We start from the raw sequence: 17,484 nt of genomic DNA on the forward strand, positions 1-17,484 counted from the left end.
GCCCGACCCGGGAGGCCTATGTGGAGGCCGCGCCCCATCCCCGCCGGAAGAGGGGAGGATTGGCATATCGGCCGGGCTCGATCGGGCTTGGACGCTACGACCGCGTCAGGAACATCCCGGTGAGCAGCAGTGCGAAGGCTGCCAGGCCAAACTGCCCTTCCTTGCGGTGCGTGGGATCGAGGAAATGGGCCGCGGCGCCGGCCGCGCAGCAGGCGACGCCGAGGCCGATCGTCAGAGATGACATCGCAATCCCTCCTCATCGCGCGTCGCCCTCGACGCTGCGAAACAGTCCCGGTCCCGGGGCCTGCCGGACGCCGTTGTCCGCTCAGGATGTTTTGTATTTGAATGCTTGCACGCCTGACGAAAGCTGACAAGTCGCAGGCGACGTCTCATGAATCGCGGTTGTTTCGGTGAGATGTATCGGAACGGTCGACATATCGGTCGTGATGTCTGAAGAGATGAAGTAAATGCCGTATTCAGTGCGACGGCTCGCCATGCGCCGAATCCTCGGCGGTAGCGCACCCCAAAAAGAAAGCCGCCTCCCCGCATCGATGCCGTGATCCCGCACCCGGATGCGTTGACCGTCCCGGCCACGCCCGCGTAATCACCTGCATGCTTACCACCTCATCCGACAGGTTCGACGTCGTGGTCGGCGGCGGCGGCCATGCCGGCGTCGAGGCGGCCGCGGCGGCTGCGCGCTGCGGCGCCCGCACGGCCCTGGTCACCCACGACCCCGCCACGATCGGGGCGATGTCGTGCAATCCCGCCATCGGGGGGCTCGGCAAGGGCCATCTCGTGCGCGAGGTCGATGCCCTGGACGGGTTGATGGGCCGGGTCGCCGACGCGGCCGGCATCCAGTTCCGGCTGCTCAACCGCCGCAAAGGGCCGGCCGTGCGCGGTCCCCGCACCCAGGCCGACCGCAAGCTCTACGCCGCCGCCATGCAGACGGCCATCGCCGAGACCGCGGGCCTCACGGTGGTGGCGGGCGCCTGCGAGGATCTGGTCCTCGACTCGGAGGGCCGGCTCTCCGGCCTCGTGCTGGCGGATGGGCGGACGATCGCCTGCGCCGCCGTGGTGCTCACCACCGGCACCTTCCTGCGCGGTCTGATCCATATCGGCGAGCGCCAGATCCCGGCCGGCCGGGTCGACGAGGCGCCGGCGATCGGGCTGGCTCAGACCCTCGACCGGCTCGGCCTGCGGCTCGGCCGGCTCAAGACCGGCACCCCGCCCCGCCTCGACGGCCGGACCATCGACTGGTCGGGCCTGGAGATGCAGGAGGCTGATGCCGAGCCGGTGCCGTTCTCGACGCTGACCCAAAAGATCACCACGCCGCAGATCCGCTGCGGCATCACCCGGACCAATCAGGCGGTCCACGACCTGATCCGGGCCAACCTGCATCGCTCGCCGATGTATTCCGGTGGCATCGCCAGCCGGGGACCGCGCTACTGCCCGTCGATCGAGGACAAGGTGGTCCGCTTCGGCGACCGGGAAGGTCACCAGATCTTCCTCGAGCCGGAGGGGCTGGACGATCCGACGATCTATCCGAACGGCATTTCCACGGCCCTGCCGGAGGAGGTCCAGCGCGAGATCATCCGGTTGATCCCGGGGCTCGAACGCGCCACGATCCTGCGGCCGGGCTACGCCATCGAGTACGATTACGTCGACCCGCGCGAGCTCGATGCCGGGCTTCAGGTGAAGCGCCTGCCCGGCCTGTTCCTGGCCGGCCAGATCAACGGCACCACCGGTTACGAGGAGGCGGCGGGCCAGGGGCTGGTCGCCGGGCTCAACGCTGCCCGGTGCGCCGGCGGCGGCGACGTCGCGACCTTCGATCGGGCCGAATCCTATCTTGGGGTGATGATCGACGACCTCGTGACCCACGGGGTCAGCGAGCCGTACCGGATGTTCACCTCTCGGTCCGAGTACCGCCTGTCCCTGCGGGTTGACAATGCCGACGAGCGGCTGACGCCGCGGGGAATCGCACTGGGCTGCGTCGGCCGGCACCGGGCCGATCATTTTTCGGTCTCGCAGACGGAGCTTCGAGAAGCGCGCAGCCTGCTCGATTCTCTGAGCCTCACGCCGAATCAGGCGGCCCTGCAGGGCATCGGCTTGAACCGCGACGGCATCCGCCGCAGCGCGTTCCAGCTGCTGGCCTATCCCGAGATCAGCTGGGGACAGCTCGCGGCGATCTGGCCAGAGCTCGCCGAGACGTCGCCGCGCGTCGCCGACCGGTTGAAGACCGACGCGACCTATGCGGTCTATCTGGACCGGCAGAATGCCGACATCGCCGCCTTCCGCCGCGACGAAGCCGTGCGTCTGCCAGCTAGCCTCGACTATGCCGGGATCAGCGGCCTCTCGAACGAGATGCGGGTGAAGCTCGAGACCGTCCGGCCGGGCACCCTCGGCCAAGCGGCGCGGATCGAGGGCGTGACCCCGGCCGCCCTCACCCTCCTGGCCGCCCATGCGCGGCGGGCCGCACCTGCTGCCGACCGCCGCGCCCCATGAGCGATCCGGACCGCGCCCGCGTTCTCGCCGCCTCCGGTGTTTCACGTGAAACAGCTGCGCTGCTCGACCTTTACGTCGCCCAGCTCCGGCGCTGGCAGCCGATCAAGAACCTCGTCGGATCGGCGACCTTGGCCGAGGTCTGGAGCCGCCATATCGATGACGCGCTTCAACTCCTCGACCTCGTCCCCGAGGCCCGGACCTGGCTCGATCTCGGATCCGGTGCCGGCATCCCGGGCCTGATCCTCGCCATCGCGGGTCGCGACCGCGGCATCCAAGTCGATCTGGTCGAGAGCAACGCCCGCAAATGCGCCTTCCTCACCGAGACCGTCCGCCTCACCGGCGCGCCGGCCCGAGTGCGCAACGCCCGGATCGAGGCGGTGATCGGTGATTATCAGGGCGTCGACATCGTCTGCGCCCGCGCGCTCGCGCCCATGACGCAGCTCCTAGCCTGGACGGAGCCGCTGTTGAAAACGGGCACCACCGGACTGTTTCCGAAGGGCCGGGACGTGCAAGCTGAATTGACCCAGGCGGCTGCGCAGTGGAGAGTCGTTAACGACCTCGTGCCGAGCCGGACTGATTCCGAAGCCCGGATCGTGCGCGTCACTGCCCTCGCCGCCCCGAGCCATCGATGACCGAAGCGATCCTCGGCGATTCCGCCGACCGGTCCGTGGATCCGTCCAGCGATCCCGTCTTGCCCCCCGCCGAAAGACCGTCCGTGAGACATCCCCTGCGGATCCTGGCGCTCGCCAACCAGAAGGGCGGCGTCGGCAAGACCACTACGGCGATCAACCTCGGCACGGCCCTGGCGGCGATCGGCGAGGACGTGCTGGTCCTGGACCTCGATCCACAGGGCAACGCCTCCACGGGGCTGGGCATCGACCGGGCCCGGCGCCAGGTCTCGACCTACGACGTCATGACAGGCGAGGCGACGCTGGCCGAGGCGGTGATCCCCACGGCGGTGCCGCGGCTGTCGATCGCACCCTCCACCATGGACCTCCTCGGCCTGGAGATGGAGCTGGCGACCCTGCCCGACCGGGCCCACCGGCTGCGCGGCGTGCTCAAGGATATCGGCCAGGCTCAGGGCCTGAACCGTATCAGCTACGTGCTGATCGATTGCCCGCCCTCGCTCAACCTGCTGACCATCAACGCGCTGGCCGCCGCCGACGCGGTGCTGGTGCCGCTACAATGCGAGTTCTTCGCCCTGGAGGGTTTGAGCCAGCTGCTGCGCACGGTCGAGCAGGTTCGGGGCGCCCTGAACCCGAAGCTCACCATCCAGGGCATCGTCCTGACGATGTTCGACCCGCGCAACAACCTCTCCGCCCAGGTGGTGGCGGATGTACGCGGTTTCATGGGCGACAAGGTCTACGAGACCGTGATCCCCCGCAACGTCCGCATCTCCGAGGCGCCGTCCCACGGCAAGCCGGCTTTGCTCTACGATTTGAAATGTGCCGGCAGCCAGGCGTATCTGCGCCTCGCCTCCGAGGTGATCCAGCGCGAAGGCCGGGTGCCGGCGGCGGCCTGATTGTGTGATCCCGAAAGATCGGGGATCGAGTGCGGAGCGTGACACGGGTGACAAGGATGGCGGAGGAGGGGGCACGACCCCGTCTCGGGCGCGGGCTCGCGGCGCTGATCGGTGATTTCGGCGATGTCGGGCAGGCGGCCAAGGCCGAGGGCAAGATCGAGCCGCAGCGCAAGGTCCCGGTGGAGTTCCTGCGCCCGAACCCGCGCAACCCCCGCCGCAGCTTCGGCGAGGCGGAACTCGCGGAGCTGGCGACCTCGATCACCCAGCGCGGCATCATCCAGCCGATCGTGGTGCGGCCGCTGGCCGACGTGCCGGGCGCGTTCGATGTCGAGGCCGGCGAGCGGCGCTGGCGGGCCTCCCAGAAGGCCGGGCTCGACGAAGTGCCGGTGGTGATCGTCGAGATCGACGATCGGGCCTCGCTGGAATTCGCCATCCTGGAGAACGTCCAGCGGGCTGATCTCAATCCGATCGAGGAGGCATCCGGCTACGAGCGCCTGATGCAGGACTTCGCCTACACTCAGAAGGAACTGGCCGAGATCCTGGGCAAGAGCCGCAGCCATCTCGCCAACACGCTGCGGCTGCTCAATCTGCCACCCTCCGTGCAGGACCGGGTCACCGCCGGGGAGCTCACCGCCGGCCATGCCCGCGCGCTCCTGGCGGTTCGCGACCCGGAGGCCCTGGCCCGCCGGGTCGTGGCCGAGGGCCTGTCGGTGCGCGAGGTCGAGGCCGTGGCGGCTGCCGAGGCGGCGGAGGCTGCTGCCCCCGACACACCCCGCCCCGGTCGCCCGCGCCTCTCCGCCGAGCGCCCTGCCCCGGTGCGTGAGCTGGAATTGCGGATCCGCCGGGCCCTGGGGGTCGCTGTGGTCTACAAGCCCAAGGACGAGACCTCGGGCGAGATCCGCATCCGCTACGAGACGCAGGACGAGCTCGAGGGGCTACTCAACCGGTTCAAGGTCTCGGAGCCGGATCAGGGCTGAGGAAGCTTTTCATGGGCTCCCAGCGCTTCAGCGGCCTCTGAGATCCCTCCTTCGATCAGGGTTGTCGCAACCATAGAATGAACCCCCTTGTCATTCCGGGGCCGCGCAGCGGAACCCGGAATCCAGATCCGCCGACGCTGCCAGACCTTGATCTTTCGGCGGCTATGGATCCCGGGTTCCGCTGCGCAGCCCCGGGATGACAAGGGGGGTGATCGAGCGCTGACGACAATTCCCAACCGTGAGGCCAATCAAATCCCCTCTGTGAGGAGGGGAACGCACGCCAGTGCGGGCCTACGCATCCTATCGAGCCAGCATCACCCCTAACGCCGCCGCCGGGCGCCCGCCTCGGCCACCCGCAGCAGTGCCGCGGAGGCCAGGGCGTGCGCCAACTCGGGCTCGGCCCGTCGGCAGGCCAGGATCGCGTCCTGAAGGGCTTTTGCGGCCTGCCGCAAGGTTCCGGCAGGCCACGTGCCAAGCTGCCCCTCGATGCTGGCCTTGCGCTTGAAGTGCAGCCCCCGCCACGAGGCCCCCCTCAGGGCCGGGGTCTTGTCCGGATTGTCCAGGCGGGTCGCCAGCAGGGTCAGGGCGTGACGCAGGGCCGAGCCGAGCACCACGCCGGGATCGAGGCCCTCGTGCCGGAAGCGCCGATAATCGCGTTCAACCGCCTCTCGGCGGCCGTCGAAGGCGGCGTCGATCAGCGTGTTGAGGACGCTGGCGGCCACGTCGCTGGTGATGGCCTCGACATGGTCGAGGGTGACGACCTTGTCCCCTTGCCCCTCCCCGCCCGCGTAGAGGGCCAGCTTCTCGATCTCCATCAGGCTGGCCCGGCGGTCGCCGCCGAGGCTACGGGCCAGGACCTCCCGGGCGGCCCGGTCGATGCGCAGGCCGCGCTCCTGCAAAGTGCGCTCGATCAGGTCCGACAGCGTGCGCTCGTCGTCGGCGTAGCAGGGGATCGCCAGAGCCTTGGGCGAGCGCTCGCAGAGAACGCGCATCGGGTTGTTCTTGGCGAGGTCGCCGCCCTCCACCACGATTCGCGCATCGGCCACCGCGGCGCCGAGCACCGCCTCGACCGCCGGCGCGTAGTTGCGGCTGCCCGGCCGCACCCAGATCGACCGGCGGCCGCCGAATAGGCCCATCGTGCCAGCCTCGTCGCAGAGGCGGCCGGGATCGGAGGCGAGGCTGTCGCCGTCGATCCGCACCAGCGCGAATGGGTCGGACGGGTCGGTGACGAAATCCTCGGCGAGTTTTCGCGCACGTTCGGTGACCAGGCCGGTATCCGGCCCGTAGACCAGGATCACCGGGATACGCGGATCGGGCCCGCGCCGGATCAGGCCCTCGATCTCGCCCGCTTTGACCGCCGTCAAAGCCGGCTCACGGCTTGGTCGACAGCACGGCGGCCAAGCGCGTCTTGATCTGGTCGGCCAGGACACTGGCGAGACGGATCTCGGCGTCGCGCGCCGCCCGCTGGCTGGCGAAGCGCTGGACCGAGCGGTCGTAGGTCGCGGTCGAGGTCGCTACGCCCTCGGAATAGACCTTGGTGCCGGCCATGTCCTCCAGGCTGTACTTGATGTTGGCGACCAGCGTGCCGGCCTCGGCGCGGCCGGTGGTGGAGGAGACGATCGGGGTCTGCACGATCTCGGAGCCCGAGAGCTTCAGCCGATAGCGCTTGCTCGCGGGCTGGCCCGATCCGTCGAGCTCGAAGATCAGTTCGCTGCGCAGGTAATGCCCGAGCCGCTCCTGGCCCTGGGCCATCCCGACATCGTCGACCTGCACGGAGGCGAGCAGCGCCTGCACGGTCTCGCCGGAGGCGGTCGGCCCGTAGAGCGGGCGGAAACAGGCCGACAGGTTCAGTGCCAGGCCGGCCACACAGGCGAGGCGGCCGATCCGGACCACCACCGATACTCCCGAACGCACCATCACGTCGCCGTTCCGCCCCGCTTCGTTGCAGCCACTCTTAGCGCGGACCCGGAGGGCCGCGCCATGAGCCTATGGGGCAACCGTTACGATTCCTCTGCGGCGAGAGCGTGGTCGCTCGGTTTCAGACCGTTGCCAGGTAACCCGAGACGGTGACGATCGACAGGATCGTCGAGACCAGCACCACCGTGGAGGTCAAGTCGGCCTCGCGGCGGTAGAACTCCGCCAGCATGAACGGCCCGGTCCCGGTGGGCAGGGCGGCCATCAGCACTGCGACGTGCAGCAGCAGCGGCGGCAGGTCGAACAGGTAGCGGCCGAGCCCGTAGGCGAGGGCCGGCTGCCCGACGAGCTTCAGGCCGACCAGCAGGGAAGCCGCCCGGGGCTGGGCGCTGCCGGGCCGGCGCTTCTGGGCCAGGAACAGGCCGAGCGCCACCAGGGCGCAGGGGGAGGCGGCCCCGCCGAGGAGCTTGAGAAATGTCTCGGCCGCTGCCGGTAGCGTGAGGCCGGCGCTCGGGACCAGGGCGCCGAGCGCCGGTGCCACCAGCAATGGGTTGCGGATTAGCGAGCGGCCGACCGCGCGCCAGACCGGGATGTTTGAACCGGCCTGCCCGGACCCGTGCGCTTCCCGCCGGAGCCCGGTCTCGATCAAGACGATCGCCACCGCGAACACCCCGCAGACCGTGAGGATCGCCGCCACGGTGGTGGGCGCCAGCGCCTCCGGGCCGAAGGCGACCAGCGCCAGGGGGAAGCCCATGAAGCCGGCATTGGGATAGCCGGCATTGAGCCCGTCCACGGCGGCGTCGGAGAGCGGGTGCCCCTCCCCCCGCCGGATCAGCACCGTGAGCGCGAACACCGCCAGGCTGCTCAACCCGAAGGCGCCGATGAAGCCCGGCTTCCAGATCGCGCTCCAATGGGCGTGCGCGGTCACGTCGAACAGCAGCGCCGGCAGCGCCAGGAACACCACGAAGCGGTTGAGTTCGGTGGTCGCCGCAGCGCCGAGCACGCCGATCCGCCGGGCCAGCCAGCCGGAAAAAATCAGCGCGAAGATCGGCAGCACGACCAGCAGGGTCGAGAGCATGGGCGGCCCGGGTCGGAGGATTAAGCTCCGGCCTTAAGCGGATCCCGCCCCGCCCTCCAGTGCCGGGGGCGGGGACCTGCCATGCTCCCCTGCCCCCGCGAAGCCGTTACCAGCGGTAGATCAGGCTGCCGATCACCGTGGCGGGGGCGCCGCGATAGCAGAAGCCGGCCTGGCAGTTGTAGTAATCCCGGTCGAAAATGTTGAACGCGTTGATCTGCGCCCGGAAGCCTTTGTACTTCGGATCGAGCGCCGCGAAATCGTAGGCGACCAGCGCGTCGAACAGCGTCACGGTCGGGTTGCGGACCGTGTTCTCGTCATCGGCGAAGCTGTTGGCGTTGAACCGGATGCCGCCGCCGATCGTCAATCCGCGTAGCGCGGAGGAGGGCGGGAACAGATAGGTCAGGAACGACGCGAAGGTGTCGCCTGGGATGCCCGAGAGGCGGTTCCCGTCGATCGCCGCACCGGTGACGGCCGACGTCTGCTTGACGAACCGAAAGTCGAGATGGGTGTAGGCGACGGTCAGGTTGGTCCCCGGCGCGAAATTCGCCGTCGCCTCCATCTCGAAGCCGCGCGAGTTGACCTCACCGGTCGCTACTTGATTGGCAAAATTCGTGGGATCCTGACGCAGAATGCTGGTCTGGTTGATATCAAAGCCCGCGATGGCGGCGCTGATGTTGGTACCTGGGATGAGGTACTTCACGCCTGCCTCGATTTGATCGCCGGTCGCCGGCTTATAGGGGCGGCCGGTGATGACGTTGACGCCGACCTGCGGGGTGAAAGTCGTGGCGTAGCTGGCATAGGGTACGATGCCGGGCGCGAGCTCGTAGTTCAGACCGGCGCGGTACGTGAAAGCGCTGTCGTTCTGGCTCTGCGGCCCCGCGACGACGCCCCGGGTTACGCTCGCCGTGTCGGAGGCGACCCAATCCTGCCGTCCGGTCAGCGTCAGAACGAATCTCCCCCACTTCGCCTGTTCCTGGACGTAGACGCCGACCTGATCTTGCGCCTGGCGGGACGAGCGGTCGATGGTCGGCCGGGTGATCGGCTGTCGGCCGTAGTTCAGGGTGAGCAGGTTGAGGTCGGGCGCCACGCCGAAACCGGCGACGCTCGAGAAGTCGTAGTGGTAATAGTCGATGCCGGTCAGCAGCGTATGGGCGATCGGCCCGGTCCGGAGGTGGCCCTCGAGCTGTGTGTCGACCGCGAATGAAGCCAGCGACTGCTTGAACAGGCCGGTGGACCGCTGCGCGCTGAGGCCCGTCACCGCGTCGACCTGCGTGTACGAGAAGTTGGCGTCGACGCCGGAATAGCGAAAGTTCTGCCGCAGGATCAGGTCCGGCGAGAACACGTGCTCGAAGGCATAGCCGATCCGGTGCTGATCGGTCCGGTAAGTGTTGAGGGCGCCGTCACCCGAATAGATCCGCGACACACGGAAACCCGGGAAGTTGTAGAAGCTGGCATTGCCCGGGACGTTCGATTCCTGGAATTCCGTGAGCAGCGTGAAGGTTGTGTCGGCCGAGGGCCGCCATGTGAAGGCGGGGGCGATGGTGAACCGGTCATCCCGAACGCCGGGGCCGGGCAGGAATGTGTCGGACTGGCGGGCGACACCGGTAAGCCGATAGGCCATCGTTCCGTCCGATCCCTCGACCGGGCCGCCGATGTCGAAGTTGCCCTGGTAGCGGTCGAAGCTACCACCCTGGAACCACGCCTCACCGAACTGGGCGAAGACCGGGCGCTTGCTGGTCACGTCGACGATGCCGCCGGGAGAGCCGAGGCCGTAGAGCCCGGAGGCCGGCCCCCGCAGGATGGTCAGCGCCTCGGCGCCGTAGGGCTCGATGCGGGGGACAGCGAAGCCGACGCCCGTCTGGCGCAGGCCGTCGCGGAAGATACCATCGTAGGTCTCGGCGAAGCCGCGGATGTAGAACGAGTCCGCGCGGGGGTCGAAGCCGAAGACGTTGCTCGACACGCCCGGCGTGTAGGCCAGCGCCTCGTTCAGGCTCTGCACGTTGCGGTCGTTGAGCTGCTCACGGGTGACAACGGAGACCGATTGCGGAGTCTCGATCAGTGGTGTGTTGGTCTTGGTCGCGGTGGGGCTCACGCGCGCGACGTAGCCGGTGATCCCGGAGGGGCCGCCGCCGCCGCTGGTGGCCGCGCTGTTGCCGTCGCCGCCGCTGACATTGGCGCCCCCGAAGCCAGCTCCGGCCGGGACCGTGGAGGCGGGTCGGGTGGCCTCCACGGAGATCTCGTTGAGCTGCACGGCACCCTGCGCAGCGGCCTGGGACGTGACGGCGGCGGTGGCCAGAGCCGTGGCGGTGGCAAGCAACCCGAGGCGGGTGGAACGCATGGACGTGGAACCCTGAGATGCGCCGTTCCTTGGCGCTTCAATCACAGGATCAACCGTTCACGGGCTCTCGATCAAGCGGAAAACGTGTTTTAAATCACACACTTAGAAGTCTTCAAATCTGACATTATTCGTATTCAAAACTCTAGCGGAGGCTCGCGCAGGGCCTCCGCTTCGCGGGTGCAAACAGCCTGGTCGGGGGCCGCACCGCCTGCGGAGAGGGCGCCTCGCAGCTCGGTCCGGGCCTTGTCCAGATCGGCCCGGAAGCCTGGATCGCCCATCAGCGTGGCGAGGACCGAGGAGCCGGTGATCCGCCCGGCCGCGACCGCGCAGAGCGAGTGCACGCCGCAGACGACACGGCTCTCGCCGTAGGCCCGGCCCCGGGCCAGGATCGCGGTGGCTTTCTCGGGTACCAGGGAGGCCAGGATCAGCGCGTAGGCCCAGCCCTGGGTGGCGTGCCCGGACGGGTAGCTGAAGCTGTCGGTGAGCGCCTGGGTCCGCTGCACGCAGATCGGCGCCTCGTTGCCCACGAACGGGCGAAGCCGGCGGTAATGCACCTTCGGCCCCCGCGTCGCCCGGGCGATGGCGAGCTGGGTGCGTTCCAGGAGGTTGAGCACCGCCGGCACCCGGGTCTGGTCGATCCGGGTGCCGAGCACGCAGGCGAAATTGTCGAGCACCGCGGACGCACCCTCCGACACGTCGTTGGCGGCGATCTCCCAGCGGGCGCTGCCCTTCAGGGCGCGGGTGCCGACGAAGGCCGCCCGGTCGGCCTTGTCGAGGGGCGCATCGTGGGCCGGTGGTGGTGGCAGGATCTGGATCGCATCGGGGCCCGCCGTCTCGGCCAGATAGGGTTTCACCGCCGGCTTGCCGGGCTTGAGCGTGTCGGCCCCCAACGATGGCGCCGCTTGCGGGTTCGCCGGTGCGGGGTGGGGCGTGTCCTCGGCGCGAACCGGAGTCGCGGCGATCAGGACGGCGAGGGCCGGCAGGGAGAGGGTGCGCAGCATCGGATCCGTAGCGGTTCGGGCGAAGGGGCGAGGACGAGGCGGGCCGCACCCGCAGACAAACGAACGGCTTGGCCGGACGGTTCAGTCCGCGCACAGGCCTCCGATCCTGTCCAGGGGCTCCCGTGACGGATGACAGACGGTTGACCCGGGCTGCCCGCCGCGCGAACGCTATGGCGTTTCCTTCCGGCTTCCCGACCGCATGGCCCAGCCCCTCGATCGCGCCCGCCTCCTAGAGGCCTTCGAAGCGCTCGGTGCCGACCTCGCTGAGCATGGGCGCTTCGTCGAACTCGCCGTCTATGGCGGCGGCGCGCTGATGCTGCAATTCGCATGGCGACGCGCCACTGAGGATGTCGATGCGGTTGTGCGGGCCGGCTACGACGAGGCGGTGCTCGCGCCTTCGGTGATCCGGGTCGCCGCGCGGATGGGGCTTGAGGCGGACTGGCTCAACGATGCCGTCGGCATGTTCACCCCGCTTGAGGAGGACGAAACCCTGTTCGCCGTGTCCGGCACGTATCCCACCGGTGGGACACCAGGACTTCGGACCGTCCTGGCTAGCCCTCCCTACCTCCTGGCGATGAAGTTGCACGCCTTGCAGAGCCTCGACCGCGGAGACCGGGACCTGAACGACGCGCGCGCCCTCGCGGCTCACCTGGGCTTAAGCGATGTGCAGGCGCTCGAGCGCCTCTATCGCTCGATCTACGGCGAGGACCCGTCGCCGGAGGTGCGAGCTCGGTTTCCTGCGGTCATCAAGTCGGTGCCATGAGACCGCATTCCCTGGCGGAAGTCGTGGCGCGGGCGCGGGAGGACGGGGATTGGGAGCACCATCTGCGCGACTTCCTCGACGCCTTCTACGCCGCCGACGGCGACGTCACGCGGCAGGCGGGGTTCATCGCCGATGAGCCGGGTTTGCTCGGGCTTCCGGGGGCCGATGCGTTCCTGGGCGGGGCCGGGGAGCATCTGGCGCGGCGCTGGGGTTTGCGAATGCCCGCTTGGGTCCGGGCGAAGAGCCGGTATCTGACGACCGCCCTGTTCGTGCCCGACGACAAGGTCCTGCGGGGCTATCTCTTGTGCGTCAGCCCGGTGTCGTTCCGGACGCGGCTGATCTTCACCGGGCCGGACCCGCTCCAGCGCGCCCGCTTCCCCTACCATCGGGGCGTGATCACGATGCCGCCGGAACATGGGTTCCCAAAGGCGGAGCCCTGATGAGGCCAGGGCTCCACCCTGGACCCGCAAAAGGTCCCGGACCTTTTGCGGGTCCAGAAATTTGCCGGCTAAACCGCCCGGATCGCGGCCGCCACCGCGGCGGGGAACTCCTCGTGCGGGCTGAGCGCCCCAGGGATCGCGACGCTCGTGACCTGACCTTGGGCAATCAGCGCGTCCATCTCGGCGCCGGAGCGGCGAGGGGCCTTCTCGGGGCGCAGCACCAGGGTCGGCGGCAGGCCGTCCCCGAACAGGTCCAGGAAGGCGGTGCGGTCGGCCACGGGGTCGAGGCCACCGGTGACGAAGGCGGCGGTGCCGAACCGGCCGTTGCGCTGGCGGGTAACTGCGTGCTTGGCGCGGATCACGTCCGGTGTGACGTGGGCCGGGTCCGCGTAGACATGAGCGCGCATCATCCGACCGATGATCGGCGGACTGATGTTGAGCCGGTAGAGGGCATCGCCGAGGATCGGCGCCTCCACGGCCCGGCGGATGCGGGGGAACCAGTGCGCGCGGCTCGGCATCGCGGTGGGCAGCGGCCCGCGCCAAGTCGGCGCGACCAGAACCAACCGCTCGAATGCCCGCGGGTGCCTGCGCGCTGCGGCGACCAAGTAGCCGGCTCCGTGGCCGGCCGCGACGGCGAGCGCGTAGGGGCCGGGGGCGGCGGCGAGCAGCCCATCGAGGAAAGCGTGCAGGGTGTTCGGACCGAGGGGGAGGCGGGTCCGCGGCCGGGCGCCGAAGCCCGGCCAGTCCGGCACCAGGCAGCGGTACTCCGAACCGAGGGCGCGGGCGAGATCGCGCATCTCGCCCCGGTCCGAGATCGTCGACAGGGCCGGCAGCAGGAGCGCGTCGCGCCCCGTACCGATCACGTCGCAGAGGGTCGGCACCGGCCGGCCCGCTACGGTCAGGTCTAGATGCCGCGTCGTCTCCACCGGGCCACCCTCGCGTTCCACGCTTACGTGCGCAGCAGCTCGTTGATGGCGGTCTTCGAGCGGGTGCCGGCATCGACGCGCTTGACGATCACCGCGCAGTACAGGCCGGGGCCCGGGGTGCCGTCCGGCAGCGCCTTGCCGGGCATCGTGCCCGAAACCACCACGGAGTAGGGCGGCACGCGGCCGTACATCACCTCGCCGGTGGTGCGGTCGACGATCTTGGTCGAGGCGCCGATATAGACGCCCATGGACAGCACGCTGCCCTGGCCGACGATGACGCCCTCGGCCACCTCGGCGCGGGCGCCGATGAAGCAATCGTCCTCGATGATCACCGGGTTGGCCTGGAGCGGCTCGAGCACGCCGGCGATGCCGGCGCCTCCCGAGATGTGACAGTTCTTGCCCACCTGGGCGCAGGAGCCGATCGTCACCCAGGTGTCGACCATCGTGCCTTCGCCGACATGGGCACCGAGATTGACGAAGCTCGGCATCAGCACGGCGCCCGGCGCGATGTAGGAGCCGCGGCGCACGAAGCAGCCCGGCACGGCGCGCAGGCCGGCGGCGCGGAATTCGGCCTCGCCCCAGCCGGCGAACTTGGAGGCGACCTTGTCCCACCAGGGCGCGCCGCCGGGGCCGCCGTCGATCACAGCCATGTCGTTGAGGCGGAAGGAGAGCAGCACCGCCTTCTTGAGCCATTGGTTGACGACCCAATCCTGGTTGCCGCTCTTCTCGGCAACCCGGGCCTTGCCGGAATCGAGCAGGTTCAGCGCCTCCTCGACCGCCTCGCGGACGGCGCCCTGGGTGGACGTCGAGATGCCGGCGCGCTCCTCCCAGGCCGTCTCGATGGTCTTGGCGAGGTCGGAGGTGGACATGGGCGCACGATGCTCTCGATGGCGGGAGCCCGTGCTTACAAGCGGGCACCGGGGCTGTCACCCGGGGCGGCTTCAATCCTCCAGCAGAACCCGCACCCGGTCGAGATCGGTCACGAGGTCGACGAGGTCGATCGCCAGGGTGTCGTAGACGGATTGGGCGGCCGCAGGGAACTCCTCCAGCACGCGGCGCATCAGCGTCGGGGTGATCCGCATGACTTCGGCGGCGCCCTCGGCCCTGGCCTCGGTCGGCCGGGTGCCGCGCACGAACAAAGCGAGCTGCCCGATCAGCGCGGAGCGCCCGGCCCGCACCGGCTCGGCCTCAGTGACCCGGGGCGCAAGCCGGATCGTGCCGGACATCACCACGAAGCCGCCATCGGCCGGGTCGCCGCGGGCGAAGAGCAGGTCGCCATCGGCCAGCTCGCGCCGCTCGGCCGCGAAGGTCAGCAGGCGCAGGGCGTCCCGGTCGAGGAAGCCGAACAGCGGCGCGTCTGCGAGGATCGCGATGTCGTCGTCGAGCCCCAAAGAACCGCCCCACCACCTGCGTGCAAACGAGCCTGAGCCTCGCTTACACGCAAATCCCTAAAGCCCTTCCCGATCGCGTTGCAATCGCGCTTGGCTCTCGGTTCCCGCCGTGAGGCGCAGGGGGCGATCAGGGGAGCAGCTTGTAGCCGCCGCCTTCGGTGACGAGGATCGCCGCGGTGGCGGGGTTCGGCTCGATCTTCTGGCGCAGCCGGTAGATGTGCGTCTCCAGCGTGTGCGTGGTGACGTGGGCGTTGTAGCCCCAGACTTCGGCAAGCAGGGTGTCGCGGTTCACCACGGCCCGGCCCGCCCGGTACAGGAAGCGCAGGATCGCGGTCTCTTTCTCGGTGAGCTTGAGCTTCGAGCCGCGCTCGCCGACCAGCAGCTTGGCGCCGGGCCGGAACGTGTACGGGCCGATCTGGAACACCGCATCCTCGGACGCCTCGTGGCTGCGCAGATGCGCGCGGATCCGGGCGAGCAGGATGCCGAACTTGAACGGCTTGGTGACGTAGTCGTTGGCGCCCGCCTCCAGACCCTCGACGTGGTCGGCCTCGGAATCCTGCGCGGTGAGCATGATCACCGGGCCGCGGAATCCGCCGGTGCGCATCCGGCGCACGGCCTCGCGCCCATCGAGGTCGGGCAGGCCGACATCCATCACCGCCAGGTCGATACGCTCGGCCCCGACCCGCCGGACGGCGTCCGCGGCGTTCGCCTCGGTGACCACGGTGAATTCCTCGCAGAGGTCGAGCTGCTCGGTAAGCGTGTCGCGCAGAATCGCGTCATCGTCACAGATCAGGAGGCGGTAAGCATTCGACATCGTCCGGGGCCCTGGAGCTCGCTGTGGGACCGGGAGACCCGATGGCCGGAACAGCGCGCGGTGACAAGAATCTGGAGCACGCCGTCCGTCGCGTGACAACACCGCCGGCTCCAGGAAAGCGGGGCCGGCGCACCGGAATCCAAGGGCGTTCGGTCCCCCCGTCGCAGGGCGATGGGCTGTTCGCTCCCGAATCCCGGCTCCGACGGCCTGGGTTCCGAGGCAAGGATAGGGCTTCGTTTGTGGCTGGAAATTGCCTTGCGCGCAATTTTTCTCGGTTTCGGTATTGGATACCGGGTAGAACGCCGGCCGATCCGCCGAGGGATCGCGTGTCGGCGGCTCGGATCGGGGCCTGTGAGGCGGGCAGGGGAGGGGCGTTGGTGCGGAGAGATCGGCGTGAGCGGCCCGGACCCGTCCGCGTGACCCTGGGCGAGATCCGGGTCCGCGCCATGGTCGACGACCGCCGCCGGGGCCAGCTCTTGATCGGCCCGGCCGTGATTCCCTGCGCCCTCGGGGCGGTCGGAATCGTGAGCGACAAACGCGAGGGCGACGGCGGCTCGCCGCGCGGGCGCTTCCGCCTGCGAGGGGGCGCCTACCGGCCGGATCATCTCGGTCTACGCCCGCGCACAGCTTTGCCCTTGCGGGCGACCCGACCGGACGACGGCTGGTGCGATGACCGCCGGGACCGCCGCTACAACCGGCCGATCCGCCTGCCAGCCCCCGGCATCAGTGCCGAGTCGATGTGGCGGCCGGACGGGCTCTACGACGTGGTGATCGACCTCGATTACAACCGCGCGCCCATCCGGAGAGGGCGAGGCTCGGCGATCTTCCTGCACATCGCCCGGGACGGCTACCGTCCTACCGAGGGCTGCGTCGCGCTGGCCAGGGCAGACCTGTTGCGGCTGCTCAGGCGGCTCGGCCCGCGCACGCGTCTGCGGATCGGGTAACCCTCACGCCTTCCGGGTCCGCGCGCCGAAAATCGCCGTCCCGACCCGGACATGGGTGGCGCCCTGCTGGATCGCCGCCGGAAAATCCGCGCTCATGCCCATCGAGAGGATCGACAGGTCGTGCTCCTCCGCCAGCCGGGCGAGCAGGGCGAAATGGGCCGAGGGCGGGTCCTCCGCCGGCGGGATGCACATCAGGCCCTGGATCGCGAGGCCGTGCGTGTCGCGACACGCGGCCAGTAGGGCGGCGAGTTGATCCGGCAGGACGCCCCCCTTCTGCGGCTCCGCCCCGGTATTGACCTGGATCAGCAGCTTCGGGGCGCGACCCGCGCGCTGGATCTCCTTGGCGAGCGCTGCCGCCAGCGACAGCCGGTCGAGGGAATGGATCACGTCGAACAGGGCCACCGCCTCGCGGGCCTTGTTGGATTGCAGCGGCCCGACCAGATGCAACTCGACATCCGGGTAGCGGCTGCGCAGGTCCGGCCATTTCGCTGAGGATTCCTGGACGTAGTTCTCCCCGAACACCCGCTGGCCCGCCTCCAGGGCCGGGACGATGCCCTCCGCCGGCACGGTCTTGGAGACCGCCACGAGCTGGACCTCCGCCGGGTCGCGGTCCGAATCCTCCGCCGCCTGTGCGACGGCGGCGCGGACCTCGGCGAGCCCGGCGGCGACATCGGCCTCGCCGACAGGAGGCTTGGCGGTCGGCTGCCCCATCCCGTCCGTCGGGGGAGCGTTCGAGTCGGTGATCGCGTCGTCCATCGCGTGTCTGTCCTGTCGCTGCCGGGCCCGTCCCGGGAGGCGGGTGCTCCAACCCACCCCCGCATCCTGAGGTGCCCGGCGACCGAAGAGCGCTGGGCCTCGACGGAGCCCTCCAGGG

At 69.5% G+C, this 17,484-nt stretch carries 18 protein-coding genes; 7 read left to right on the plus strand and 11 right to left on the minus strand.

The window, feature by feature from the left end:
- Window positions 1-94 precede the first annotated feature (94 nt).
- Window positions 95-244 (minus strand): hypothetical protein, encoded by a 150-nt coding sequence (locus tag AO398_RS29070; protein ID WP_201025783.1) that lies wholly within the window; start codon window positions 242-244, stop codon window positions 95-97.
- A gap of 368 nt (window positions 245-612) precedes the next feature.
- On the opposite strand from AO398_RS29070, the gene mnmG reads away from it, so the two are divergent.
- The 4 genes from mnmG to AO398_RS16390 are packed head-to-tail and all read left to right on the plus strand — an operon-like array spanning window position 613 to window position 5,001.
- Window positions 613-2,502, plus strand: a complete 1,890-nt coding sequence (gene mnmG, locus AO398_RS16375) for a tRNA uridine-5-carboxymethylaminomethyl(34) synthesis enzyme MnmG (protein ID WP_058193187.1) — start codon at window positions 613-615, stop codon at window positions 2,500-2,502.
- Entirely contained in the window at window positions 2,499-3,134 is a 636-nt protein-coding gene (rsmG, locus tag AO398_RS16380) for a 16S rRNA (guanine(527)-N(7))-methyltransferase RsmG (protein WP_058193188.1), read from the plus strand. Before mnmG ends, rsmG begins: the two co-directional genes overlap by 4 nt.
- Window positions 3,131-4,024 carry a ParA family protein gene (locus tag AO398_RS16385; RefSeq protein WP_058193189.1) on the plus strand — a complete coding sequence of 298 codons (894 nt, stop codon included), beginning with the start codon at window positions 3,131-3,133 and terminating at the stop codon, window positions 4,022-4,024. The genes rsmG and AO398_RS16385 overlap by 4 nt, the downstream gene beginning before the upstream one ends.
- 56 nt (window positions 4,025-4,080) lie before the next feature.
- The gene (locus AO398_RS16390; RefSeq protein WP_058193190.1) at window positions 4,081-5,001 is read left to right on the plus strand and encodes a ParB/RepB/Spo0J family partition protein; all 921 of its coding nucleotides are present in this window, start codon (window positions 4,081-4,083) and stop codon (window positions 4,999-5,001) included.
- A 320-nt stretch (window positions 5,002-5,321) separates the two neighbouring features.
- Here AO398_RS16390 and holA read toward each other — a convergent pair whose 3' ends face one another.
- The 5 genes from holA to AO398_RS16415 all read right to left on the minus strand — a co-directional run bounded on the left by holA (window position 5,322) and on the right by AO398_RS16415 (window position 11,332).
- A complete protein-coding gene (gene holA, locus AO398_RS16395; protein ID WP_058193191.1) occupies window positions 5,322-6,365 on the minus strand; it encodes a DNA polymerase III subunit delta in 1,044 nt (347 codons plus the stop codon).
- Window positions 6,366-6,372: 7 nt separating this feature from the next.
- Window positions 6,373-6,918, minus strand: a complete 546-nt coding sequence (lptE, locus tag AO398_RS16400) for an LPS assembly lipoprotein LptE (protein WP_058193192.1) — start codon at window positions 6,916-6,918, stop codon at window positions 6,373-6,375.
- Between the two features lie 121 nt (window positions 6,919-7,039).
- A complete protein-coding gene (locus AO398_RS16405; protein WP_058193193.1) occupies window positions 7,040-7,993 on the minus strand; it encodes an AEC family transporter in 954 nt (317 codons plus the stop codon).
- Between the two features lie 106 nt (window positions 7,994-8,099).
- Complete coding sequence (locus AO398_RS16410; protein WP_058193194.1) at window positions 8,100-10,331, minus strand: TonB-dependent siderophore receptor; 2,232 nt, start codon at window positions 10,329-10,331, stop codon at window positions 8,100-8,102.
- A gap of 134 nt (window positions 10,332-10,465) precedes the next feature.
- On the minus strand, window positions 10,466-11,332 hold the full coding sequence (locus AO398_RS16415; protein ID WP_058193195.1) for a phosphatase PAP2 family protein: 867 nt from the start codon (window positions 11,330-11,332) through the stop codon (window positions 10,466-10,468).
- Window positions 11,333-11,531: 199 nt separating this feature from the next.
- Here AO398_RS16415 and AO398_RS16420 point away from each other — a divergent pair, with 199 nt between their 5' ends.
- Window positions 11,532-12,095, plus strand: coding sequence for a hypothetical protein (locus tag AO398_RS16420; protein WP_058193196.1), 564 nt, complete (start codon window positions 11,532-11,534; stop codon window positions 12,093-12,095).
- On the plus strand, window positions 12,092-12,535 hold the full coding sequence (locus tag AO398_RS16425; protein ID WP_058193197.1) for a hypothetical protein: 444 nt from the start codon (window positions 12,092-12,094) through the stop codon (window positions 12,533-12,535). Before AO398_RS16420 ends, AO398_RS16425 begins: the two co-directional genes overlap by 4 nt.
- Before the next feature lie 68 nt (window positions 12,536-12,603).
- On the opposite strand, the gene AO398_RS16430 is transcribed toward AO398_RS16425, so the two are convergent.
- The 4 genes from AO398_RS16430 to AO398_RS16445 form a co-directional block, all read right to left on the minus strand.
- Window positions 12,604-13,461: an alpha/beta hydrolase gene (locus tag AO398_RS16430; RefSeq protein ID WP_201025785.1), complete on the minus strand. Its 858-nt coding sequence runs from the start codon at window positions 13,459-13,461 to the stop codon at window positions 12,604-12,606.
- 23 nt (window positions 13,462-13,484) lie between these two features.
- A complete protein-coding gene (gene dapD / locus AO398_RS16435) occupies window positions 13,485-14,330 on the minus strand; it encodes a 2,3,4,5-tetrahydropyridine-2,6-dicarboxylate N-succinyltransferase (protein ID WP_058193199.1) in 846 nt (281 codons plus the stop codon).
- A 72-nt stretch (window positions 14,331-14,402) separates the two neighbouring features.
- Complete coding sequence (locus AO398_RS16440; RefSeq protein ID WP_058193200.1) at window positions 14,403-14,852, minus strand: cyclic nucleotide-binding domain-containing protein; 450 nt, start codon at window positions 14,850-14,852, stop codon at window positions 14,403-14,405.
- Between the two features lie 127 nt (window positions 14,853-14,979).
- Complete coding sequence (locus AO398_RS16445; RefSeq protein ID WP_058193201.1) at window positions 14,980-15,666, minus strand: response regulator transcription factor; 687 nt, start codon at window positions 15,664-15,666, stop codon at window positions 14,980-14,982.
- Window positions 15,667-16,112: 446 nt separating this feature from the next.
- Between AO398_RS16445 and AO398_RS16450 the strand changes: the two genes are divergently transcribed.
- Entirely contained in the window at window positions 16,113-16,610 is a 498-nt protein-coding gene (locus AO398_RS16450; RefSeq protein WP_082643314.1) for a L,D-transpeptidase family protein, read from the plus strand.
- A 3-nt stretch (window positions 16,611-16,613) separates the two neighbouring features.
- Here AO398_RS16450 and AO398_RS16455 read toward each other — a convergent pair whose 3' ends face one another.
- Window positions 16,614-17,366 carry a YggS family pyridoxal phosphate-dependent enzyme gene (locus AO398_RS16455; protein WP_058193202.1) on the minus strand — a complete coding sequence of 251 codons (753 nt, stop codon included), beginning with the start codon at window positions 17,364-17,366 and terminating at the stop codon, window positions 16,614-16,616.
- Window positions 17,367-17,484 lie beyond the last annotated feature (118 nt).

Origin of the sequence: Methylobacterium sp. GXS13, assembly GCF_001455965.1 — a bacterium.
In the GTDB taxonomy this organism is placed as follows: Bacteria; Pseudomonadota; Alphaproteobacteria; order Rhizobiales; family Beijerinckiaceae; genus Methylobacterium.

Excerpts from the sequence above, each read along its gene's own strand:
- AO398_RS16385 (WP_058193189.1), top strand. The coding sequence starts at position 3,131 with ATGACCGAAGCGATCCTCGGCGATTCCGCCGACCGGTCCGTGGATCCG.
- AO398_RS16425 (WP_058193197.1), top strand. The coding sequence starts at position 12,092 with ATGAGACCGCATTCCCTGGCGGAAGTCGTGGCGCGGGCGCGGGAGGAC.
- AO398_RS16450 (WP_082643314.1), top strand. The coding sequence starts at position 16,113 with ATGGTCGACGACCGCCGCCGGGGCCAGCTCTTGATCGGCCCGGCCGTG.
- AO398_RS16445 (WP_058193201.1), bottom strand. The coding sequence starts at position 15,666 with ATGTCGAATGCTTACCGCCTCCTGATCTGTGACGATGACGCGATTCTG.
- AO398_RS29070 (WP_201025783.1), bottom strand. The coding sequence starts at position 244 with ATGTCATCTCTGACGATCGGCCTCGGCGTCGCCTGCTGCGCGGCCGGC.
- AO398_RS16410 (WP_058193194.1), bottom strand. The coding sequence starts at position 10,331 with ATGCGTTCCACCCGCCTCGGGTTGCTTGCCACCGCCACGGCTCTGGCC.
- mnmG (WP_058193187.1), top strand. The coding sequence starts at position 613 with ATGCTTACCACCTCATCCGACAGGTTCGACGTCGTGGTCGGCGGCGGC.
- AO398_RS16415 (WP_058193195.1), bottom strand. The coding sequence starts at position 11,332 with ATGCTGCGCACCCTCTCCCTGCCGGCCCTCGCCGTCCTGATCGCCGCG.
- AO398_RS16405 (WP_058193193.1), bottom strand. The coding sequence starts at position 7,993 with ATGCTCTCGACCCTGCTGGTCGTGCTGCCGATCTTCGCGCTGATTTTT.
- dapD (WP_058193199.1), bottom strand. The coding sequence starts at position 14,330 with ATGTCCACCTCCGACCTCGCCAAGACCATCGAGACGGCCTGGGAGGAG.
- rsmG (WP_058193188.1), top strand. The coding sequence starts at position 2,499 with ATGAGCGATCCGGACCGCGCCCGCGTTCTCGCCGCCTCCGGTGTTTCA.
- AO398_RS16390 (WP_058193190.1), top strand. The coding sequence starts at position 4,081 with ATGGCGGAGGAGGGGGCACGACCCCGTCTCGGGCGCGGGCTCGCGGCG.
- AO398_RS16420 (WP_058193196.1), top strand. The coding sequence starts at position 11,532 with ATGGCCCAGCCCCTCGATCGCGCCCGCCTCCTAGAGGCCTTCGAAGCG.
- lptE (WP_058193192.1), bottom strand. The coding sequence starts at position 6,918 with ATGGTGCGTTCGGGAGTATCGGTGGTGGTCCGGATCGGCCGCCTCGCC.
- AO398_RS16455 (WP_058193202.1), bottom strand. The coding sequence starts at position 17,366 with ATGGACGACGCGATCACCGACTCGAACGCTCCCCCGACGGACGGGATG.